Here is a 19,618-nt window from a genome sequence, read left to right on the forward strand (position 1 = left end):
ACAAAAATTGTATTTGCCGGAGGCGTGAGGGCGTGAGGTAAGCTCAGCAGTTCTCTTCTTGCGATGCGGGCACTGGAATATCCCAGATGATAACATCTTGATATCGCTTGTCTGATCGTGGGTAAGTCACCTTCTGAAACTCAAGGCCGCAGATTTTTGCGGTAACAGTTTGCCCCGGCTCAAATGGAGAGAAGTAACCTGGCGAACGATAGATATTTGTTGAGTTTACCCGATCTGGAGTGAAGACCTCGACCGGTGTCAGTGATGGTTCTTGGTGTCCCTTCACACCGTCACCGGTAAGCTCAATGAACGCTCCTTTACCGTCCGACTCTAATGTTGGCCGATCCAACCAAGCCTGTATTTCAATTCTGGGCGGCGCAGGTTTGATAGCATCATCGGTTGCCGGAAACTCGTTTCCTGAATGGCCACTTACTTCTGCAGCTATGGCGACAGCAAGCGAAAGTACTGCTGCTACTGAAAGACCGCGTACAAGATTGGGCTCTCTACTTGCGAAGACAACTACGAGAACAATCAATACAAGAAAAATCAAGAGGCCTATAGCTACAACCCAGGACGCCGGAAGGCCAGAGAGCCAAGTAGCCAAAGGAGCCACGATTGCAAAGCCATTCGCAATTACGACAGACAGTTGTTCAAATCGTTTTGGTATTAAGCTTTTTTCGTCTTCGTCTTTGCTATCCACCAATTCCTTGGTTTTATTCATATTCCACCGGGATGCTGACTTTTTCTTTCCCAATGTGCAGGAGCCAATGAAGAGCGATAGTTATCAAAGTTGCTGTGACGATCCCATTAATCTCTGCTCCAGCGACCTTGAAGGTAAGGTTTCCAGCCCCAGCTACCAAGCCAATGCCGGCTACAATTAGTGTTCTGCTCTCGAGAAAATTTATCTCGCCGCTCTTTATCCCGCGCTGCCAAATTGAGCCAGCAGCTGCAGTAATCAGCCCAAACATTGCTAGTGACAAGCCACCGATAACCGGAAGAGGTATGCTCAAAATGATGGCACCAAATTTCGGGGAAAAGCCTAGCGCTATAGCAATAAGTCCAGCTGCGATGAAGGTTATTGAAGAGAAGTTATTTGAAAACCGCATGACCGCCATGTTTTCTGCATAAGTAGTGAGGCCGGGGCCGCCAAGCGCGCTTGATCCCATGGTGCCTACCGCATCTCCTAGAAAAGTTTTTCCAATTTTGTCGTCTAAATTTCTCCCCATCATGGCACCGATTGCTTTCACGTGACCGAGGTTCTCGGCCAGCAGAACAATCACAACAGGAGCTATTGTAATTGCTGCTCCAACCGTAAAAGTCGGGGTCGTGAATTCAGGCAAGCCGATCAAATCCGCCTCTTGAATTGCAGCCGTGTTAACCGGATCGGCAAGACCAAAAATATTGGCGCACACGAAGTAGAAGGCATACCCAACAACCCCGCCAATAAGTATTGGAATGACTTCGATAATTCTTAGAATACTTTTTTTCCCTCTTTGTGGGCTAACCAATCGACCTGGGGCGTAGACACTCCATAGAACAACGACGAGAAGTGTGGTGAATGCGGAAGCTAGCCCGACACCGGTTGAACCGATTTGCGAAATCGCTACTCCGGCGAGGCTAATTCCAATTATTGCTACGATCGTTCCACTTACCAAATCAGGAAGAAGTCGCTCGATGAACCTTGGCCCCACGAAAATGACAAGGCCGGCAACAATCGCATAGATCAAACCGGCAATGAAAATACCGCCGAGCGCAACATCTAAATTGGGATTGGGCCCGCTTCCTGAATAGCCAGACGCAATCCCTACCGCCGCGATAAATGCGAACGAAGAACCAAGATAACTTGGGACTTTGAAATTTGTGATGACGATGAAAATTATTGTGGCGATTCCAGAGAGGAAAATCGCTGTATTTGGATTGAAGCCCATTAGGATTGGCGCAAGGACTGTAGCTCCAAACATTGCCAATACATGCTGAAGTCCTAAGCCAAAGGTGACAACGGCAGGTGGATGGTCTTCCGGAAGGAATAATTCGGAATGTTCTTTTACGTCGTTCATAAGCCCCCTCGCGAATCGAAAGATTTGTTGTATAAAAATCACTAAAAGTCAAAATTCTTTTGAAGTATATTGGGGTGACATAGGATTGTAAGATCGGGGATCACTCAACCTTCTTTGCGAAATCGCAAACCTTTCCTACTCAGCCAAAATCTGCCCTATAATCCCGGATGACACATCCATCCGAAACACACTCCGCCACATCCATCATCCCCGCCAGCGCCGCGCCGCATTGGACGCCTGAGCGCCAGTCCGCATTCCTCACCGCGCTGGCCTCTACGCATTCCGTTACGCAGGCGGCACGCGCTGTCGGCATGTCGCGGCAATCCGCCTATGCCTTGCGCGCCCGCCTCAAAGGCGAGCCGTTTGATCTGGCTTGGCACGCGGCTTTGCGGTGCCGCTTTGATGCTTTGGCCGAGGCCGCTTTGGAGCGGGCTATGCACGGCGTCGAAGTTCCGCATTTCCATCAGGGGGAGCTGATCCACACCTCGCGTCGCTTTGACGAGCGGTTGACCGTGGCGCTGCTCGCCATGCGCGAACGGCTCGGCCCGCCGCGTGTCCCCTCGACCCACGCCGCCTTCGCTTACCGCGCCAATGAATTCGGTCCACTGCTCGAGCGCGTCGAGCATGGGCCGGAGACGTGGGACGAAGAAAGCCGCCTGGAATATGAGGCGTTTTATGAGGAGGAGGGGGAGGGTTAAGTGGCTCTTTGTTGGAGAGTTGTCATGTGTGTCCTACACGCGAAAACTGCTCGAAAATGGCCGAGTTCTGCGGTTTACCGCCTGTAGGACACGGGTGACATGTTGGAGAATGTGTCATGTGGATTTTTGTTTGCGCAATCAAGAACGCGCGAGCCTATTCATCACCCGATCGAGTTCTTGCAGGAACCGCGAACGGTCGGCCTTGCTGAACGGCGGCGGGCCTCCGCCTATGCCGTCCATTCCGGCGCGCAGGTCTTCCATAATGGCGCGGGTGGCGATGGCGTTGCCGATGCTGGCTTTGTCAAAAGGCTTTCCATTGTGCGCGAGCACCGCCGCATCCGCTTTCAGGCAGCGCTCGGCCAGCAGGATATCGGCGGTGATGACGACGCTTTTCGCATCGGCATTCTCTGCGATCCAATCATCGGCGGCGTCGAACCCGTCATCCACCACAATGCGTTTGATGCGCGGATGATCGGGAATGCGAAAGGGCGAATTGCTGACAATGCGGACCTCCGCTTTGAAGCGGTCAGCCACACGGTACACCTCGTCCTTAACCGGACAGGCATCGGCATCGACAAGGATCGAAATAGTCATGGAATACAGACGTAGCGGGACTTTGCGCGGGAGGCCAAATATTACAGCAACGAAAGAAAATTAGGTGGATGCGCACAATCATGCTAAAGCGATATTGCTGACGTCGGAATTTGCGACGGACTTCGAAATTTGCGCTCCGCCGTCTGGTCTTTCTGACCCCCGGCGTAAACCGGACGACGACTTCCTTTTCCTGAACGATTTGAAGCACGACCAACGGGTATTTCGCCCGGTTGGACACTAGTTCTTGAAAGGAACTCATCATGGCCAAGACTGGCACCGTAAAATTCTTCAACACCGACAAAGGCTATGGCTTTATCCAGCCTGACGATGGCTCGAACGATAGCTTCGTTCACATCACTGCCGTGCAGGCTGCTGGCATGCAGAGCCTCGACAAAGAACAGCGCCTCAACTTTGACGTTGAGATCGGCCGTAATGGCAAAGAAAGCGCTGTAAACCTGTCGGCTGCTGACTAATTTGGATGTGCGGGTGTGCCGGCTTGCTGGTGCACCCGCGTCCTATTCGCCATTCTCTCCACTCCAACAGGAGCCACTGATGGCCCAAACATACGAATTTTACCGCGACCGCGCCGATGAAGCTGCGGCGAAAGCGAAAGAAGCCACACTCGACAATGTTCGCGATCGTGAACTGCGTTCGGAGAAGACTTGGCGTGCGCTTGCCAATCAGGCGCAGCGTGTAGCAACCGACCGCGCAAAAGCCGAAGAAGAGCGCGCGGCGAAACGTGCAGCTGAGGCGTTGGCTCAAGAATAATTTGCACTCACAATCGGGCAAATACTCCCCATATATCCTTCAGACGGTCCCTACCGTCTGAGAGAATAGTCAGAGAGGAGACCCCGATGTCCGATATGCAATTCCAGTTCAATTCCGATAGCTCGGTGATGGGCACCGACAATGTCGCGGAACGGATTGAAAATCAGGTGCGCCATAAGCTTGCGCGCTTTGAAGAACGCCTGACCAGACTTGAAGTCCATGTGTCAGACGAGAACGCTCGCAAGGGCGGCGCTGATGACAAGACCTGCCTGATCGAAGCTCGTCCGCGCGGCGGCAAGCCGATTGGCGTTACCGAGCACGCGTCCGATGTGGATTCTGCTGCTCGCAAGGCCGCGAATACCATGGCCCAGCGTCTTGAGCGGGTCTTCGGCAAGGGCGAAAAGCACAAGCACGAACCGCGTCCCGATAAAGTGATGTAGTGAGGTTAGGGGGCTGGCTGCTGCGTAAACCGCACGAGGCTCCAATCGTAACCCAGCTCGCGAACCCTCGCTTCCAATGCGCCGCGCAATTCGGCCGATGGGCGAGACTCGCGGGTGAGCATCCAAAGATACCGGCCACTCGGTTCACCAACGATGGACCACGGATACTCGCCGTCTTCATTCGGCTCTCCGCGATCGAGTACCCAGTAATCGCCGTAGAATGGTCCAAAGAAGCTGACCTTCAACTTCGCGCCATCGCTACCATCGACGACTTTCGCCTTGCCGGTTGATTGATCAAATTCGCCATCGAGGCCGTCTTTGTAGCAAGAATTGATGACGCGGATTTTGGCATCGCCCGATGTCTCACGAAGCGAGTATTGCGCTGTCACCCCTTCGCACCCTTTCTGAAATGGTGCTTCATAGCGGCCATATTCGTACCACGTGCCGAGATATGCAGGGAGCGCAACCGGCTTGGCAGGCTCGGGAACGGCGACATTGCCGACGGGGCCGGGCGATCCGACACAGGCTGCGAGAGCGAGGGAAGTGCTCGCCAAAGTGATTGCGAAGAAACGTTTGGATGCTGTCATGCGAAGACAACGGTGAGCATCAACTCATGGTTCCGCCGTTATTCACTTCCTGCTTCGGTAACGCCGAGGAACGGTCCCAGCTCATCCCAATTATCGCGCACGGCCAGACGGCCCCGTTCGATATTTTGCGCGATCAGTTCAGGCACAAATTCTAGTGTCTTGTGCAGGTTTGTCGGCGGGCGCAGCACCATTGTCGGCACAAAGTTGTAGCGTTCAATCTGAGAACTGAGCGGCTCCATCACCTTCGCGATCTGAGCTGGTTGCAGACCGAGCGCTTCGAGTTCTGCCCGCTGTTCCGTTTCCGCTTTGAGCAAGTTGTTGATCAGATCAACATTGCCCAAATCATTGTCGGCCACTTCTTCTGTTAGCAGATCGACCGAACGCAGGCCGATCTTAATGAGGCTCTTATATTCCCGAGGCTCGGTCATCTTGGGACCTTCGGCGCGCACGGCAAGGATTGCACGAGGCCGCTCGCGAAGCGCGGCGCGGAATGGGGTCACATCGCGCAAGCCCCCATCAACCCATTGTTCGAGCTGGCCGTTTTCATCACTGGTCCTGAATGGCGGAAAAGCGGGCGGCTGCGCGGCGCTGGCATAGACCCAATCCGCGATATTGTCGGTATTCTCGCCCACTATCCGAAGCTGGCCGTTGGTCAGATTGGCGACTGCCAATCGCAAGTTTTTGCCGGTTGCCCGGATCTTTGCATCATCAAACGTCTTTTGCAGAAGGGCGCGCAGCGGGCCAGTGCTGAACATGGAATCCTTGCCTGTGATCGCGGCCCAGATTTCCCCGCCCCGACTGCGATAAATATCATCATTGCCGCGAATACCGGTCCACAGCTCTAGCAACTGCGCTATGTCATTCTGAGCAACGCCAGCCGCCTGTATTGCGCCCGTTGATGTGCCGACCACGGTTTCAAAGTCTACACCGCGCTGTTCGATCAATTCATCAAGGACGCCAACTTGAAAGGCGCCGTGCGCCCCGCCGCCGCTGAGCGCTAGTCCAAGGCCGCCTGCCATATTTCCTCTCCTAATCTCTCAATTCGCGAAAACGACAGGCGGCCCAAACCGCATATCTGTCCAGTTTATTCCGGCAGCAACTCGCCGTCCCAACCGTACTGTAAGCCCGTATGCGAATCGGTGCGGATCAAATTCAGAGCGATCGATTCAGGTGCGGAGCCTGGGCCTTTCATTGTGCCCGCTGCTGCGATGAATTCCGGTGCCGATTTTGAGTTGCCACCGCCGAGATAGAAGGCGGAATAATCGCGGCCGGGGACGCTGCCAGAAGCCGCCCATTCGCCCGTCACTTCATATGCAACTTCTTGGAAAACGAGTGTGCCAGACATCTCACCGGTACCGCTCGCCGAAACACCTATTGACGTTTCGCCATCTGCACTTTTCATATTCCACATAAATTTCCCCCTTCGGTAAAAAGCAGACCTGGACCACTGGCGGCCAAGGTCACCGTGCGATTACTGCAATAGAACAATGATAATGGCCAGATGTAATGACGTGTTTTAGCCTGCATTTATGAGAACGTATTAAAAACGCTCAATTCTTATTGCCTCCTATTCAATTAGATGCCCATGATGCCCAGTTCGGACAGAATACGGCTAGCCTTCTTTTTGAACCCAAAGAAACCCGCTCTTGCGAGCGGCCATGTTGCGCGTGAAAGTTCATTCAGAACTTCAATCGCATGGCCGTTTAGAAAAAGAGGTTCCAATTCGGGCTTCAAAGCATCTCTGGTCCAGCCGGTCGGCAAGTAAGGCAGAACAATACGCTTAAGTCCCGCTGCACTCAGGATAGCTGCGAGATCGTCCTCGCTGGTCCATGCTCTTTCTTCACAATCAAATGCGTGGGCCGCGATCGATGCTCCCTTTCTAACGGCCTCACTCGCAAAGGAGCGGGCGTGCGAGCCGATAGGGCGGGGTGATCGTGCTTCGGGGCGCGCGGCGGCGATCACGAGAGCGGGTGGATGAGGAAGGTCCAAAGGCGCGTGGCTGGCGGCTTCATCATGCACAATCAGTGCGTATGCATGCCGCAGATCGGCAAGTTGAAGAGGGGCAGGGAGATTGGGAGTGGCGCGATTGTGCTCTACCGTTTCGACAAGCGCATCGGCCTCCTCTGCAAGCCCTTCGGCCCGGAGTGGACCGTTCGATCGGTTCGCGGTGTATTTAGCGATATTGTCTGCGCGGGCCAGATAGGTTTTGCCCTTTGTGTGGAGGCCACCAATCCATCGCCAGCTCAACGTATTGGATGCTGCGTCGGCATCGATGAGATGGCGCAAGAAAAAGTCCGCGCCCAACGTCCAATCGAGTTTAAGAGTGAAAATCCATATGCTCGCAAACCACATCCGCGCGTGGTTGTGCAAATAGGCGGTTTCCACCAATTCGCGCGCCCATAGATCAAACGCGGCAATGCCCGTCTTTCCATTGATCGCTGTGTCGTAAGAATCCGCAAGGTTCGAATTGCTCCGCAACCTGGCGAACGCAGCATCACGCTGTTCGCAATATGCTGACCAGATTGTCGGGCGTTGCTCCAGGTAACCCTTGAAGTAAATTCTCCAGCTTACTTCGGCGATGAACTTCTCTGATGCATCCGGTGAGTGCGCGGAAAGCACAGAGTTGATCACCTGGGTTTCGGAGATCAGCCCGGCATGAAGCCACGGCGAAAGCTGCGAAACGTTTCTGCGCGGGCCGTCTTCTGGAACACCATCATCGTAGTTGCGGCTGTTCGCATAATGGCGACCAGCTTGCGGAAGGAAGGCTTGAAGGCGGTCCAGCCCAGCTTTGCGTGTTGGGGTAAATATCATGCCAGATAAACTGGACTGCTGTCATTGGGTTCCGCAGACACCGGATGGGTCATGGTGAAATTTAATTACGCAGGTGAGACATATATTTCGGAACATCCAAGCAGCTTGGCCGTTCGTACTTACAAGAGGCATGGCAAAGCTAACCGCAGCGTCCACGGCTCCCCCGCCGTAGCCTAATCGTAGAATAAAAACGCAAATTCAAGGATATACCATGAAGAAGCTCAATATCACACTCGCATCGACTATTGCTCTAGCCCTCGCAGCTTGTGCTCCGGAAGCAGAAACCACGGAAACCAGCGATGCTATGACTGCGGATGAAACCGCCATGACAGCAGAAGCAACCACGGCAGGCACAATCGTGGAAGTGGCACAGGGCGACGAAACGTTTTCGACATTGGTCGCTGCGGTCACCGCCGCTGACCTTGGCGAAACGCTCTCGGGTGAAGGCCCGTTCACTGTATTCGCGCCGACCAACGATGCGTTTGCCAAGATCCCCGCAGAAACGTTGACCGAACTGACAACCAACGACACCGAAACGCTAGGTAGCATCCTGACATATCATGTTGTTGCAGGCGCAGTTGATGCGGCCACTCTGACCGCAGCAATCGGGGAAGCTGGCGAAGCCGGCTATACAATTACCACAGTCAATGGCGGTGAGCTGACTGCCTCTGTGGTCGACGGCGCCGTGATTTTGACGGACGCGGCTGGCGGTACATCAACAGTGACCGCGACCGATGTTGAAGCATCAAACGGGTTGATCCACGTTATCGACACAGTGCTGATGCCAGCATAATCAAAGCGATAAATTGACATTGCGAAGGCGGGCCTTTTCAGGTCCGCCTTTTGCGTTTTTGGACATGCCGCGTTAAATGGCGGCGATGAAGCAAAGCACCATTTTCGTCCGCAATTGCCGTTCGCAGCTGGTCCTGCTTGCGGCTTGCAGCGCACTGGCGGCGTGTTCGACAAGCGACGGTATCGATGAAGGCGGCGAAGTATTTGCTGGCATCGACGCCGAGGCGACGATCAATCTGCTTGGCAATGAACCATTCTGGGGCATTGAGATCGAACCCAAGGGCACAGGGTATGTTGCGACCTATTCGACGCCTGAGAACATCGACGGAATGGCTATCGAAGTGACACGCTTTGCCGGGAATAACGGGCTGGGTTTCTCGGGTGAGCTTGATGGCGCTGCGCTGCAGATCGCCCTGACACCGGGAGATTGCAACGATACGATGAGTGACAATACCTATCCGTACACGGCGACAGTCTCACTTGGCGATGCAACCCTTTTCGGGTGCGGTTACACCAGTGACGAACCCGTTTAGGGGAACAGTGACTTATGAATGAAGGCAGGTTGGGTGCACCCGTAGGCCGAAATGAAATCGGCTCATTCTGGCCAATATTTTTCTGGTCAGCTGCGTTGTTCAATTTCTTAATCGGGCTGTCCGGCATGCTCGCGCCCGTACCAAGCGTCGACGAACGCATCATTGGCCTGCTCGTATTCTGTTTCGGCGTTGTCTATGCGGTCGTCGCCCGCAACCCGCTGCGGTATGCTGCAGTCTTGTGGGCTGGCGTGATTGGCAATCTCGGCGTTGTCGGTTTGATGGCGCAAGGAGTCCTGAATGGAGAAGGCGGGATTCTGGGAATAATCATTCTTTCTATCGACTTGGTGTTCGCCATCGGCTTTTTGGCTTTCTTAATCACCCGGCCGAGCGAGACTTAAACTCGGCTTCCGTCGTATGATGCGGGTTTGATCCAGATACGCCTGTGTCAAAGCACCCGGCTGGAATACCAGTCAATATTCCAGCCGGGCGGCTTGTCCTCGCGCTAGTCCTTTGCGCAAAAGGCGCTAGAACAGTCCCGGTATCTCGAATTGCGCGGCGTTTGGACGCTCCGGCTGCAATATTTCGCGTCCGCCGACACTCTGTATTCCTTGGCCAGGGCCGCCAATGATTGCGGTACATGTTCGACCACCTAGGAAATCGAGAGCGGTTGCAATCGAGGCCTCCGATGCATCGCCTAGAGGGGCGAAGATATCATCGCTGGCCCGGCAGGTATTCGGCATTTCACTTGCCATGCCGCTAAAATACTCGCCGCGGCCGTCGGCATTGTTAGTTTGGAAGGTGACAGCGCGAATACGCAAATCGCACGCATCCAGATCAAATCCGAATTGACCCACTGGCTTGCCCGAAGTGTTGTCACCGATCAGCGCGAGGTTTGCTGGCGCGACATACGGGATCATAGAGTTCATCACGAGTTCGCTTGCTGAGGCTGTGCCGACCCGACCGATAAATGCGATCTTTATCGGATTGACCGACGGGAGAGTCTCTGATGAGCCAAGAGCTCCGGTTGCTGGATTAAAGAAGCCTCCGGTGCTTTCGAAAAATTCCGTGGAGTTTTCGCTCGATTTGCTCGGTCGCAGAACTGTTTCGCTAAAGACCTGACCAGTGTTGGGACCGCGCAAGAAGTCTCCCATCATGTCGGCGATCCGAACCAGACCGCCACCATTGTAGCGGAAATCGATTATGAACTCTGTAATCCCTTGATTGCTGAAATCCTGAAAAACATCGGCCAGTTGACGGTCTGATGTGCCAACAATGAATGTCCGAAAGTTAAGATAGCCAACTTGTTTTCCGCCGTCATTCAGAACGACGGCACCATATCGGTTCGATATCGGATTGAGCGAGAAACTCGATTTGGTGATGGTTTGCTCGATGACATTGCCACCGACCTGCGCGAAGCGGATGACTCGCGACACACCTGGATCGGATGGACCCAGCGCATTGATCACCGATTGCGGGCCGCCAGAGGCCATTAGCGACGAGACTGTCACTAGGTTGCCGCTGCTCTCACCAATTTGCAGCAACTCCGTTCCGCGGTCCATGCCCGCAGCAAATCCATTGCCATTTTCGAAAGCTTCGAGAAGGAACACGCGGTTGTTTACGGTGTCATAGGCAAGGCGGATGCCAAACCCGGCACTGGCACCGGAATTGATGAGTTCGTTTTCCTCCGCGATTGAGGTGGCGAAGGTAAAGCCCTTGTCCCGATCCTGCGCGCGAGCAGGCGCAACGCGGGCATTCAGATATGTCTGTACATCGGTGATGCCTGCGCGGCTGACATTATTGTCCAGCAGATTGGGGAACAGATACCATTCGTTGAGAACGGCATCGGCAAAGTCGAGCTGTTCGGTGAGTGAGCACCCGGCTGTAGTAGGAGGCGTTGTCGGGCCGCCGCTTGTCGGAGGAGGTGAGCTGCCTCCACCGCCGCAAGCTACAAGAGCAAATGCGAGGGTTGAAGAGAGGGCGGTGCGACCAATATTCATGGGGTGCGACTCCGTGAGGTAAAGCAATTTAGGGTATAGATTTGGCGTCCGAACGGTGCATGAACATGCAATGCCACGGTCCGAGCCGCAAGGCTGATTGGGCTTCGCAACCGAGGTGAAGGCGTAAAATCATGCGAATTTGCATGCAATTCGGCGCAATTTGCCGAGTTTTCCTCAGAAAGCAGCGTAATTTCAGCCCGCGCGGCTCGTTTACTGCCCCGTATCCTACTAGCAAAAGAGACATGGAAAGACAGAATCATGACTGACCTTCCCGATTGGCTTGTTTCAGGCCTGCCGGCCGCTGCGCGCCATCCTGGCCTCGCAATCGCGTCGCTGGGTGATAAACGCTCGTTCGGGCGCGGAGGCTTCGCGCTTTCGAGTCCTGCTTTTGACGCTGGCGAAGAACTTGATCCGTGCTTCACCGCGAAAGAAGAAGACGCGGTTGCGCCGCCGCTCGAATGGACCGCGCCGCCTCCTGGCTCTCAGGAAGTGGTGCTCATCGTTGAGGACGCCACAACTGCCGGCGACAAGCCGCAATGCCACTGGCTCGTTTGGGGCCTCGGCGCGCAGCGCGGCAAGTTGCTTGAAGGTGAAGTGCCGCCGCGCGCTGGCAAGAACCACCTTGGAAATTCCGAATGGCTGCTGCCCGACCCACCAGTCGGCGAAACACGCAACTACGTGTTCCAGCTTTTCGCTACCGACCTTCCGCTCACTCTTATGCCCGGCGCTAGCCGTGACGATCTGATGACGATGCTGAAAGGCACCGTCACAGCTTGCGCGGTTCTGACGGCACCTTTCACCGGTATCGAAGCCGATGACGGGATGGCATGGGAAGATGAAGAACTTGACTAAACTGCCATCATAAAAGGGAGAATACCATGGCTGGCAAGACCAACGCACTGCAGAAACCAGTGACACTTTCAGGCGACCTCGAGAACGTAATCGGCAAAGGCCCGATGACACGCGCTCAGGTTACTTCAAAGGTCTGGGAATACATCAAGGCAAACAGCCTGCAGGATTCCAAAGACAAGCGTCAGATCAATCCAGATGCCAAGCTTGGCGCTGTGATCGGCAAAGACCAGATCTCGATGTTCAAGATGACGGCTGCTGTTTCTAAGCACCTCACCTAAGTTCATCCTCTCGTAAGAGATGATCGAATGCAGCGGCGCGGCTCGGAAGAGTTCGCGCCGCTTCTTTTTTTGGTGCGCTAAAGCTCAATACTGTTTTGGGGTTTGGCATGCGGGCCGACCACTTCGCCAACCCATAGCGAAAGCCAGATGATAATCGGCTGCGCGATCATACGCGGTACGTGATAGCCAAGGCCAAGCCCGCCATCTTCTCGGGCCATATCCATAGTGAAATGATTGATGTTGGCGGGCCATACGCACAGCGCATATGCGGCAAGTGCGATGCCCGCGGCCTGACGCAATTGCTTTGAAAATGGTTGCAGCAATCCGACCGCACCGAGGATTTCGGCAAAGCCGGTCCACCATATGACTGCGCCGCGATGCGGCACCCAGTTCGGAGTGATAGCCAGAAACGGCTCCGGCCAGACCAGATGCAGGTAGCCGGCAGACGCATAGAGAAGAGCGAGGATGAGACGCATCGCGAGCTTGATCATCTTTGCTGCTCCAGATGCGATTGTTCGATCCATTTGTCCGCGCTATCACTGTTGGCCACGTTCAAATCCTTTGTGCCCACTCACCGAGAGTACCAGTTTTCATGCACTATCGCGCTCTTTCGCTCGCCGCCATCGCAACCTGTCTCGCCGCCTCTGCGTCTGCGCAAAGTGTTGAGGAGGATATCGCTTCGGTAGTGGAGACCGATCAGGCAGTCATAACGGCAAATGCCGCGCTTGATGCCGCTCCTGTGTTCGATGGTCATAACGACGTTCCGATCCAGCTGCGCGCGCGGTTCGACAATCAGATCAACGATTTCGACTTTGCCGATACGCTTGAGATTGGCGACACCCATCCTCAAGGACGGGTGATGCATACCGATCTGGCGCGCTTGGCAGAGGGCAAGGTCGGCGCGCAATATTGGTCTGTCTATGTCCCCACGAGCCTGAGCGAACCGGAAGCGGTTCAAATGACGATGGAGCAGATCGACGTGATGAAGCGTCTGATCGCGCGGTATCCTGATGCGCTCGCTTATGCAGAGACCGCTGACCAAGTCGAAAGCGCAATGGCGGCGGGCAAAGTTGCATCGCTGCTGGGTATGGAGGGTGGCCATTCGATCGGGTCGAGCCTTGGTGTGCTGCGCCAGATGTACGCGCTGGGCGCGCGCTACATGACCATCACTCACTCGCGCAACACGCCTTGGGCGGACAGCGCAACGGACGAGCCAGATCATGGCGGCCTGAACGACTTCGGCAAGGATGTGATCCGCGAAATGAACCGGATCGGCATGCTCGTTGATCTGAGCCATGTCAGCGAAGACGCGATGATGGATGCGCTGGACGTGGCACAGGCTCCAGTGATTTTCAGCCACTCGGGTGCACGTGCAATCAATGGGCACGCGCGCAATGTACCGGATAGCGTACTCGCCCGGCTGCCTGAGAATGGCGGTATTGTGATGGTGGTCGGCCTGCCCGGCTTTCTCAACGACGAGCGCCGGCAATGGTACGCAACGCGCGAAGCCGAGGTAGCACGTCAAAAGTCATTGTTTGGCGGACAGCCTGATGTGTGGGAGCGGGCGATGGCTGAATGGGATGCTGCCAATCCCGAGCCGGAAACCATGATCAGCCACATGGCAGATCATGTCGATCACATTAAAGCTGTCGCGGGCGTGGAATATATCGGCATCGGTGCCGATTATGACGGCATGCCAACCGGACCTGTTGGAATGGAAGATGTCAGCGGGTATCCGGCGTTGTTCGCCGAATTGGCGCGGCGTGGATATTCGCAGGTCGAGCTGGAGCTGATCTCAAACCGTAACGCAATCCGCGTTCTGCGCGAGGCAGAGCAATACGCTTCGCGCGTTGCCGATCAGCCGCCAATCGAGAGTATTCTCGAAACCGGCGACTAAACACGCGGCGCCTTGATGTCAGCCGCTCTCGGCCGTCTCAGGCAGATCGTCGTGAGAGGTGGAGGCCATTTCCTCCAGTTCTTTCTCGGTCATGCTTTCGAACATCGCAATCGACGCGCCTTCAAGATCGGACTTGTCAGTTTCGCCGCGTTTGGCGGATAAGGCTGCTCCAGCAGCTTTCTGCTGCGCTTTGCTTTCTGCTTTGGCCACGGCTCAGTCTTTGTCCCAGGCGGACAGCTCGCTGCCCCGCTTGAGAACCTCATCTCCGTCTTCCTGTTTGATCAAATAGGCGGGATTGTCACTGTCACCGTTCTTCGTAACTTCGGTGCCCTGCAAGGTCCGGGTGATGTCTTTTTCAAATCGGTCGGTGATCTGGCCCTTGCCTTCACCGTTTCCCCAGTTCCATTTGACATACTGATTGGTCTGGAAGCTGTTGGAATTGCTCATCATTGTCTCCTGTAAATCTACAGAAGTAATGCTTGATCAGCAGAAGATGTTCCCGCCAAGATTAGTTAGAGAGAGCGGGGATAATCCAGATTACGCTCATGGCGATAATTGCGATTACAAGACCTATGCCGAGCACATAACGCATATGCCCCGTCGTTTGACCTGCGCGCGCGTCTTCGTCTTCGATGTGAATTTCTTCGTTGTTGTCGACCATTATACCCTCCGTGAATTCCGATATATCTTACTCAACGTTGGTCTTGTGGCCTCGTTCCAGACTAATCGCGCAGCAGCTCATTAATTCCGGTTTTTGAGCGGGTTTGCGCATCAACGGTCTTCACGATTACCGCGCAATAGAGTGATGGACCCGGAGTGCCATCAGGGAGCGGTTTGCCGGGCAGTGAGCCCGGAACAACGACAGCATAAGGTGGAACTTCACCCATATGGATCTCGCCTGTAGCGCGATCGACGATCTTGGTCGACGCGCCCAGATAGACACCCATGGAAAGAACAGCGCCTTCGCCAACACGAACGCCTTCCGCCACTTCGCTGCGCGCGCCGATAAAGGCGCCATCGCCGATGATTACCGGTTCCGCCTGAAGCGGCTCAAGAACGCCGCCAATCCCCGCGCCGCCAGAAATGTGCACGTTCTTTCCGATTTGCGCGCATGATCCGACCGTGGCCCAAGTGTCGACCATCGTTCCTTCATCGACATAGGCGCCGATATTTACAAAACTTGGCATGAGCACGACGCCTTTGCCAATAAAGCTGCCACGCCGCGCAACGGCGCCCGGAACAACCCGGAAGCCGGCTTCGCGGAACCGATTGTCACCCCATCCGGCAAACTTGTTCGGCACCTTGTCGAACGCTGCCTCGCCAGCAGATGCGCCTTCCATCACGCCGTTGTCGCGCAATCGGAAAGACAACAAAACTGCCTTCTTGAGCCATTGATTGACGCGCCACCCGCCATTGCCGTCTGGTTCGGCAACGCGTGCTTTGCCGTCGTCCAACATGGCCAAAGCCTCGCTCACAGCGTGGCGCACTTCGCTACCTGGTGTGATCTCGGCGCGGTTGTCCCAAGCTGTCTCAATGTCGGCGATCAATGTCTCGGTCATAGGTCCTCTGGCAATTCGGAATTTAGCTTTGGCGTGCTGCTAGCCGTGCAATGCAAATGTCACAAGCCGATTGCTATTCGCAACAATGATGAAATTGTCGACTTGTCTTTGTGCGTTACCATCGCTTAGTGTTTGTGGCCTAGGGGGATTTTGAGAGAGATCATAATTATGCCGAAGTCCCCTTCGAACACGTCGTCGTCTTCACCAGATCCCAAGTCCCCCGTTAATTGGACGGTCGTTGGCAAAGCTGCGGTCGCGGCCTCCGCCTGTATCGCCTTGAGCGCATGCGGCGGCGGAGGCACACCGGGAACACCGATTTCGTCGGTCCCGCCACCACCTCCCCCGCCACCGCCACCGCCACCGCCACCGCCGCCGCCTCCCCCTCCTCCCCCGCCGCCGCCACCTCCTCCGGTGACGAATATCGATACGGCGGAATTTCGGAGGTCCGACGGTCCGGCATTTCACGGAGCAGATGACGCATGGCGTCAGGGCTTTACCGGCGATGGCGAGATCATCGCGGTGATCGACACAGGGATTGATAGCGATAGCCCCGAATTCACGGGCCGCATTCATCCTTTGTCGCAAGACGTCGTGAGCAACCGCGGTGTCGACCCAGAAGATGATCACGGAACGAACGTGGCGCTAGTCGCCGCAGCGGGCCGTGATGGCACCGGAGTGGTAGGCATTGCATTCGAATCCGAAGTGCTCGCGTTGCGCGGCGACGGGGTTGGAACGTGTGGTACTGATACGCCGGATGACCCAACACTGGGTTGCACATTGGCCGATTCCGATATTGCTCGCGGTATCCGCGTTGCGATTGACGCAGGCGCGACCGTAATCAACCTCAGTCTCGGTGGGGGTTCTGCTTCTCAAGGGGTGTTGAGCGCTATTCGAGATGCAACCACTGCAGGTATTGTAGTGGTTGTAGCCGCAGGAAATGGCGGTGACGGATCTGAACCGGGCATCGATCCCGATCAACCTGATCCTTTTGGCGCGAGTATTCTGCGCGCGGGTAACGGCAATGTAATCATTGTTGGCTCTGTCGATGACCAAGGCGAAATCTCCGACTTCAGCAACCGGGCGGGTAATGACGCCGCTTCATACCTCACTGCCTTTGGTGAGAGAATTTGCTGCGTCTACGACGATGGCGAGCTGTTCATTGAAGAAGTCGACGGACAACGTTTCGTGACTGTTTTCTCCGGCACCAGTTTTGCCGCTCCGCAAGTTTCCGGCGCAGTTGCTTTGTTGGCCCAGGCATTTCCAAACCTGACCGCGCAAGAGATTGTCGAGATACTTCTCGATACGGCGCGTGATGCGGGTGATGCAGGAACGGATGCGGTGTTTGGCACCGGCATTCTCGACATTGCCGCAGCGATCGCTCCGTCTGGTGCGACAAGTATTGCAGGCACCAATCAGACATTGGCTTTGGCCGACAGTTTTGCCCTTGGTTCTGCGGCAATGGGTGATGCCTTAACCGGAGCAACTCTTAGCACGGTCGTGCTCGACGAATACCAGCGCGCCTATAACGTTGCTTTGGGTGGCCAGACGCAATCCGCTGCACCAATTCAACGGCTTCGCAGCGCTGTTCAACAGAACGGGTTCACTCGCTCAGCCGGTGGTGGTGATTTGTCGTTGGCTGTGACTGTTGGCGAAGGAGACCGGGCTGCTGGGCTAGGCTGGTCGAGTGATCTTCAACTGACGCCCGACGAAGCGCTGGGTGCGCGCGTTTTGGCAGCGCGGGTTGCGGCGCGGATATCGCCTGACCTCCAGCTTGGTTTTGCGATCGCGCAAGGATCGAAAGGCTTGGTTGGCCAATTGCAGGGTTCTGATCGCGCAGCATTCGCAATTGCCCCGCAAGCTGGCAATGATAGCGGCTTTCTTGCCAGCAGTGACGTCTCATTTGCCGCACGCCGAGAGATCGGGCCTTGGGGACTGACGGTTTCAGCCGAAAGCGGGAATGCTTGGCTTGGCGACAATCGCCGCGCCGGAGATGTCGTGTTTGGTGTGCGTGAGCGCAGGCCAACGTCCACCTTCGGGATCGCGGCGGATCGCAGCTTTGGCGCGCTCGACACAAATGTCGCGCTGACCTGGCTTTCCGAAGAAGAGACGCTGCTGGGCGGACATTTCAATTCTGCTTTCGGTTTGCGCGGTGCCGATACATTGTTCCTTGATGGCGATGCTGCGTGGCGCTTTGCGCCGAACTGGCGGCTGGGAGCATCGGGCAGGGCAGGCTTTACCCGCCCGACCGGAGGTGACTTGCTGGGCAGCGGTTCGCAATTGCAATCGCAGGCGTGGTCGCTTGATCTGACGCGTCGGAGCACATTCGCAAGCGGTGACGCTATTGGTTTCCGTATGAGCCAGCCATTGCGGGTTAGCGGCGGCGGGCTCAATCTCGATCTGCCAGTCGCCTATGATTATGCCACAGAAACACCGATCATTGGCCGCCAGACGCTTTCGCTCTCTCCTGAAGGGCGCGAAATGATGGGCGAGCTCACATGGGGCTCTCCGTTGTTTATCGGCTATGCGCGCGCCAGCGTGTTCTACCGTAGCGAGCCTGGCCACGTTGCAAGCGCACCCGACGATATGGGCGCGCTCGTAAGCTTCTCCGCTTCGTTCTAGCTCTTGGTCAGTCGGGCATTCCGGCGGCGCGGGCAAACTGCGCTGCCCGCTCGACCAATGGAGCCACACGGTCGCTCATCGCTTTGGCGTGCGCTGACGACGCCGTGCCATCGATAACCCGCTTCTTGATACCCTGCATAATGCCCGCGAGACGGAACAGATTATACGCGAAGTACCAATCCATCGGCGGCACCGGATAGCCGGTGCGTGTGACATAGCGTTCAACCGCCTCTTCGACGGTAGGAATGCCCAGCTCTTCGAGATTGAGACCGAGCAGACCGGCACGGCCATCGTCGGACGGCTGGAACCAGTTGAGCATCAGATAGCTGAAATCGGCAATCGGATCACCGAGCGTCGAAAGCTCCCAATCGAGCACCGCAATCACGCGGTTTTCTGTCTTGTGAAAGATCACATTATCGAGGCGATAATCGCCGTGAACGACGCTGCTTTCGTGCTGCGGCGGGATGGTTTGCGGCAGCCATTCGATCAGCCTTTCCATATCCGGCATATGCTCGGTTTCGGAGAGTTTATACTGCTTTGACCAGCGCGAGATTTGCCGCGCGCAATAGTCGGTCGGCTTGCCATAATCGCCCAGACCGATTTCATCGGGCTTGTTGAGATGCATGTCGGCAATCGTATCAATCAGGGCGTTGTAAAGCTCGCGGCGTTCAGTCGGAGAGCTGTTCGGCAGCGCGCCGTTCCAGAGCGAGCGGCCATCGGCCATGCTCATCACGAAAAATTTGGAGCCCAACACTTCGGGGTCTTCACAAAGCCCGTATGTCTTTGGAACCGGAAAGCCCGTTGGGTACAGGCCTGTCATCGCTTTGTATTCGCGGTCAACCGCGTGTGCGCTTGGCAGCAATTTGCCGAATGGTTGGCGGCGTAGCACATAATTCGTAGACGGCGTTTCGATCTTGTAGGTCGGGTTCGACTGTCCGCCCTTGAATTTGGTGTAGCTGATCGGGCCTTCGAACCCTTCGACATTGGCTTCAAACCATGCCGTCAGCTTGTCCATATCCAGCTTGTCGGCCTCTGGCACTTCAACTGTGCCAACCATTTCCTTGTCGAAATCGATCTCGCTCATTCTACCTATTCCCGTCTGTTTTACGCTGCGTGGGTGACACAAACCGGAGCTC

General features: G+C 55.6%; 25 protein-coding genes. 11 read left to right on the top strand and 14 right to left on the bottom strand.

From position 1 onward, the window contains the following. Positions 1 to 43 precede the first annotated feature (43 nt). Positions 44 to 721 carry a hypothetical protein gene (locus MWU39_RS02080; RefSeq protein ID WP_247158317.1) on the bottom strand — a complete coding sequence of 226 codons (678 nt, stop codon included), beginning with the start codon at positions 719 to 721 and terminating at the stop codon, positions 44 to 46. Continuing rightward, positions 714 to 2,057 carry a solute carrier family 23 protein gene (locus tag MWU39_RS02085; RefSeq protein WP_247158318.1) on the bottom strand — a complete coding sequence of 448 codons (1,344 nt, stop codon included), beginning with the start codon at positions 2,055 to 2,057 and terminating at the stop codon, positions 714 to 716. Before MWU39_RS02085 ends, MWU39_RS02080 begins: the two co-directional genes overlap by 8 nt. A 167-nt stretch (positions 2,058 to 2,224) precedes the next feature. Here MWU39_RS02085 and MWU39_RS02090 point away from each other — a divergent pair, with 167 nt between their 5' ends. Further along, on the top strand, positions 2,225 to 2,755 hold the full coding sequence (locus MWU39_RS02090) for a hypothetical protein (RefSeq protein WP_247158319.1): 531 nt from the start codon (positions 2,225 to 2,227) through the stop codon (positions 2,753 to 2,755). A gap of 138 nt (positions 2,756 to 2,893) precedes the next feature. Here the strand turns inward: MWU39_RS02090 and MWU39_RS02095 are convergent, their stop codons facing one another. After that, positions 2,894 to 3,349, bottom strand: coding sequence for a YaiI/YqxD family protein (locus MWU39_RS02095; RefSeq protein WP_247158320.1), 456 nt, complete (start codon positions 3,347 to 3,349; stop codon positions 2,894 to 2,896). A 260-nt stretch (positions 3,350 to 3,609) separates the two neighbouring features. On the opposite strand from MWU39_RS02095, the gene MWU39_RS02100 reads away from it, so the two are divergent. The 3 genes from MWU39_RS02100 to MWU39_RS02110 all read left to right on the top strand — a co-directional run bounded on the left by MWU39_RS02100 (position 3,610) and on the right by MWU39_RS02110 (position 4,557). After that, positions 3,610 to 3,822, top strand: coding sequence for a cold-shock protein (locus tag MWU39_RS02100; RefSeq protein ID WP_218403416.1), 213 nt, complete (start codon positions 3,610 to 3,612; stop codon positions 3,820 to 3,822). Positions 3,823 to 3,901: 79 nt separating this feature from the next. Next, complete coding sequence (locus MWU39_RS02105; RefSeq protein WP_247158321.1) at positions 3,902 to 4,117, top strand: hypothetical protein; 216 nt, start codon at positions 3,902 to 3,904, stop codon at positions 4,115 to 4,117. A gap of 86 nt (positions 4,118 to 4,203) precedes the next feature. Next, positions 4,204 to 4,557, top strand: coding sequence for an HPF/RaiA family ribosome-associated protein (locus MWU39_RS02110; protein WP_247158322.1), 354 nt, complete (start codon positions 4,204 to 4,206; stop codon positions 4,555 to 4,557). 5 nt (positions 4,558 to 4,562) lie between these two features. Here MWU39_RS02110 and MWU39_RS02115 read toward each other — a convergent pair whose 3' ends face one another. The 4 genes from MWU39_RS02115 to MWU39_RS02130 form a co-directional block, all read right to left on the bottom strand. After that, positions 4,563 to 5,144 (bottom strand): lipocalin family protein, encoded by a 582-nt coding sequence (locus MWU39_RS02115; RefSeq protein ID WP_247158323.1) that lies wholly within the window; start codon positions 5,142 to 5,144, stop codon positions 4,563 to 4,565. A gap of 38 nt (positions 5,145 to 5,182) precedes the next feature. Continuing rightward, complete coding sequence (locus MWU39_RS02120) at positions 5,183 to 6,163, bottom strand: patatin-like phospholipase family protein (RefSeq protein WP_247158324.1); 981 nt, start codon at positions 6,161 to 6,163, stop codon at positions 5,183 to 5,185. Between the two features lie 65 nt (positions 6,164 to 6,228). Further along, positions 6,229 to 6,555 (bottom strand): hypothetical protein, encoded by a 327-nt coding sequence (locus tag MWU39_RS02125; RefSeq protein WP_247158325.1) that lies wholly within the window; start codon positions 6,553 to 6,555, stop codon positions 6,229 to 6,231. 164 nt (positions 6,556 to 6,719) lie between these two features. Then, positions 6,720 to 7,955 carry an FAD-binding domain-containing protein gene (locus MWU39_RS02130; RefSeq protein WP_247158326.1) on the bottom strand — a complete coding sequence of 412 codons (1,236 nt, stop codon included), beginning with the start codon at positions 7,953 to 7,955 and terminating at the stop codon, positions 6,720 to 6,722. Positions 7,956 to 8,166: 211 nt separating this feature from the next. Between MWU39_RS02130 and MWU39_RS02135 the strand changes: the two genes are divergently transcribed. From MWU39_RS02135 to MWU39_RS02145, 3 genes are all read left to right on the top strand, one after another. Continuing rightward, a complete protein-coding gene (locus MWU39_RS02135) occupies positions 8,167 to 8,748 on the top strand; it encodes a fasciclin domain-containing protein (RefSeq protein ID WP_247158327.1) in 582 nt (193 codons plus the stop codon). A gap of 85 nt (positions 8,749 to 8,833) precedes the next feature. Further along, positions 8,834 to 9,280 carry a hypothetical protein gene (locus MWU39_RS02140; protein ID WP_247158328.1) on the top strand — a complete coding sequence of 149 codons (447 nt, stop codon included), beginning with the start codon at positions 8,834 to 8,836 and terminating at the stop codon, positions 9,278 to 9,280. 14 nt (positions 9,281 to 9,294) lie between these two features. Further along, positions 9,295 to 9,678, top strand: coding sequence for a hypothetical protein (locus MWU39_RS02145; protein WP_247158329.1), 384 nt, complete (start codon positions 9,295 to 9,297; stop codon positions 9,676 to 9,678). Positions 9,679 to 9,804: 126 nt separating this feature from the next. Here the strand turns inward: MWU39_RS02145 and MWU39_RS02150 are convergent, their stop codons facing one another. Continuing rightward, positions 9,805 to 11,277 carry a S41 family peptidase gene (locus tag MWU39_RS02150; RefSeq protein WP_247158330.1) on the bottom strand — a complete coding sequence of 491 codons (1,473 nt, stop codon included), beginning with the start codon at positions 11,275 to 11,277 and terminating at the stop codon, positions 9,805 to 9,807. Between the two features lie 258 nt (positions 11,278 to 11,535). Here MWU39_RS02150 and MWU39_RS02155 point away from each other — a divergent pair, with 258 nt between their 5' ends. Together MWU39_RS02155 and MWU39_RS02160 are read left to right on the top strand one after the other, a co-directional pair. Next, positions 11,536 to 12,129, top strand: coding sequence for a YbhB/YbcL family Raf kinase inhibitor-like protein (locus MWU39_RS02155; RefSeq protein WP_247158331.1), 594 nt, complete (start codon positions 11,536 to 11,538; stop codon positions 12,127 to 12,129). A 26-nt stretch (positions 12,130 to 12,155) separates the two neighbouring features. Then, entirely contained in the window at positions 12,156 to 12,407 is a 252-nt protein-coding gene (locus tag MWU39_RS02160; RefSeq protein WP_247158332.1) for an SWIB/MDM2 domain-containing protein, read from the top strand. A gap of 77 nt (positions 12,408 to 12,484) precedes the next feature. On the opposite strand, the gene MWU39_RS02165 is transcribed toward MWU39_RS02160, so the two are convergent. Then, positions 12,485 to 12,898 carry a DoxX family protein gene (locus MWU39_RS02165; RefSeq protein WP_247160284.1) on the bottom strand — a complete coding sequence of 138 codons (414 nt, stop codon included), beginning with the start codon at positions 12,896 to 12,898 and terminating at the stop codon, positions 12,485 to 12,487. Positions 12,899 to 12,999: 101 nt separating this feature from the next. On the opposite strand from MWU39_RS02165, the gene MWU39_RS02170 reads away from it, so the two are divergent. Next, positions 13,000 to 14,304: a dipeptidase gene (locus tag MWU39_RS02170; RefSeq protein ID WP_247158333.1), complete on the top strand. Its 1,305-nt coding sequence runs from the start codon at positions 13,000 to 13,002 to the stop codon at positions 14,302 to 14,304. Positions 14,305 to 14,322: 18 nt separating this feature from the next. Here the strand turns inward: MWU39_RS02170 and MWU39_RS02175 are convergent, their stop codons facing one another. The 4 genes from MWU39_RS02175 to dapD all read right to left on the bottom strand — a co-directional run bounded on the left by MWU39_RS02175 (position 14,323) and on the right by dapD (position 15,863). Continuing rightward, complete coding sequence (locus MWU39_RS02175) at positions 14,323 to 14,514, bottom strand: DUF3008 family protein (RefSeq protein WP_247158334.1); 192 nt, start codon at positions 14,512 to 14,514, stop codon at positions 14,323 to 14,325. Between the two features lie 3 nt (positions 14,515 to 14,517). Next, positions 14,518 to 14,751 (bottom strand): DUF2945 domain-containing protein, encoded by a 234-nt coding sequence (locus MWU39_RS02180; protein ID WP_247158335.1) that lies wholly within the window; start codon positions 14,749 to 14,751, stop codon positions 14,518 to 14,520. 61 nt (positions 14,752 to 14,812) lie between these two features. Next, the gene (locus tag MWU39_RS02185; RefSeq protein ID WP_247158336.1) at positions 14,813 to 14,965 is read right to left on the bottom strand and encodes a hypothetical protein; all 153 of its coding nucleotides are present in this window, start codon (positions 14,963 to 14,965) and stop codon (positions 14,813 to 14,815) included. A gap of 61 nt (positions 14,966 to 15,026) precedes the next feature. After that, a complete protein-coding gene (gene dapD / locus MWU39_RS02190; RefSeq protein WP_247158337.1) occupies positions 15,027 to 15,863 on the bottom strand; it encodes a 2,3,4,5-tetrahydropyridine-2,6-dicarboxylate N-succinyltransferase in 837 nt (278 codons plus the stop codon). Between the two features lie 411 nt (positions 15,864 to 16,274). On the opposite strand from dapD, the gene MWU39_RS02195 reads away from it, so the two are divergent. Beyond that, on the top strand, positions 16,275 to 18,482 hold the full coding sequence (locus MWU39_RS02195; protein ID WP_247158338.1) for a S8 family peptidase: 2,208 nt from the start codon (positions 16,275 to 16,277) through the stop codon (positions 18,480 to 18,482). A gap of 7 nt (positions 18,483 to 18,489) precedes the next feature. On the opposite strand, the gene MWU39_RS02200 is transcribed toward MWU39_RS02195, so the two are convergent. Next, positions 18,490 to 19,566 (bottom strand): phosphotransferase family protein, encoded by a 1,077-nt coding sequence (locus MWU39_RS02200; RefSeq protein WP_247158339.1) that lies wholly within the window; start codon positions 19,564 to 19,566, stop codon positions 18,490 to 18,492. Positions 19,567 to 19,618 lie beyond the last annotated feature (52 nt).

Source organism: Erythrobacter sp. F6033 (genome assembly GCF_023016005.1).
Lineage (GTDB): Bacteria > Pseudomonadota > Alphaproteobacteria > Sphingomonadales > Sphingomonadaceae > Erythrobacter.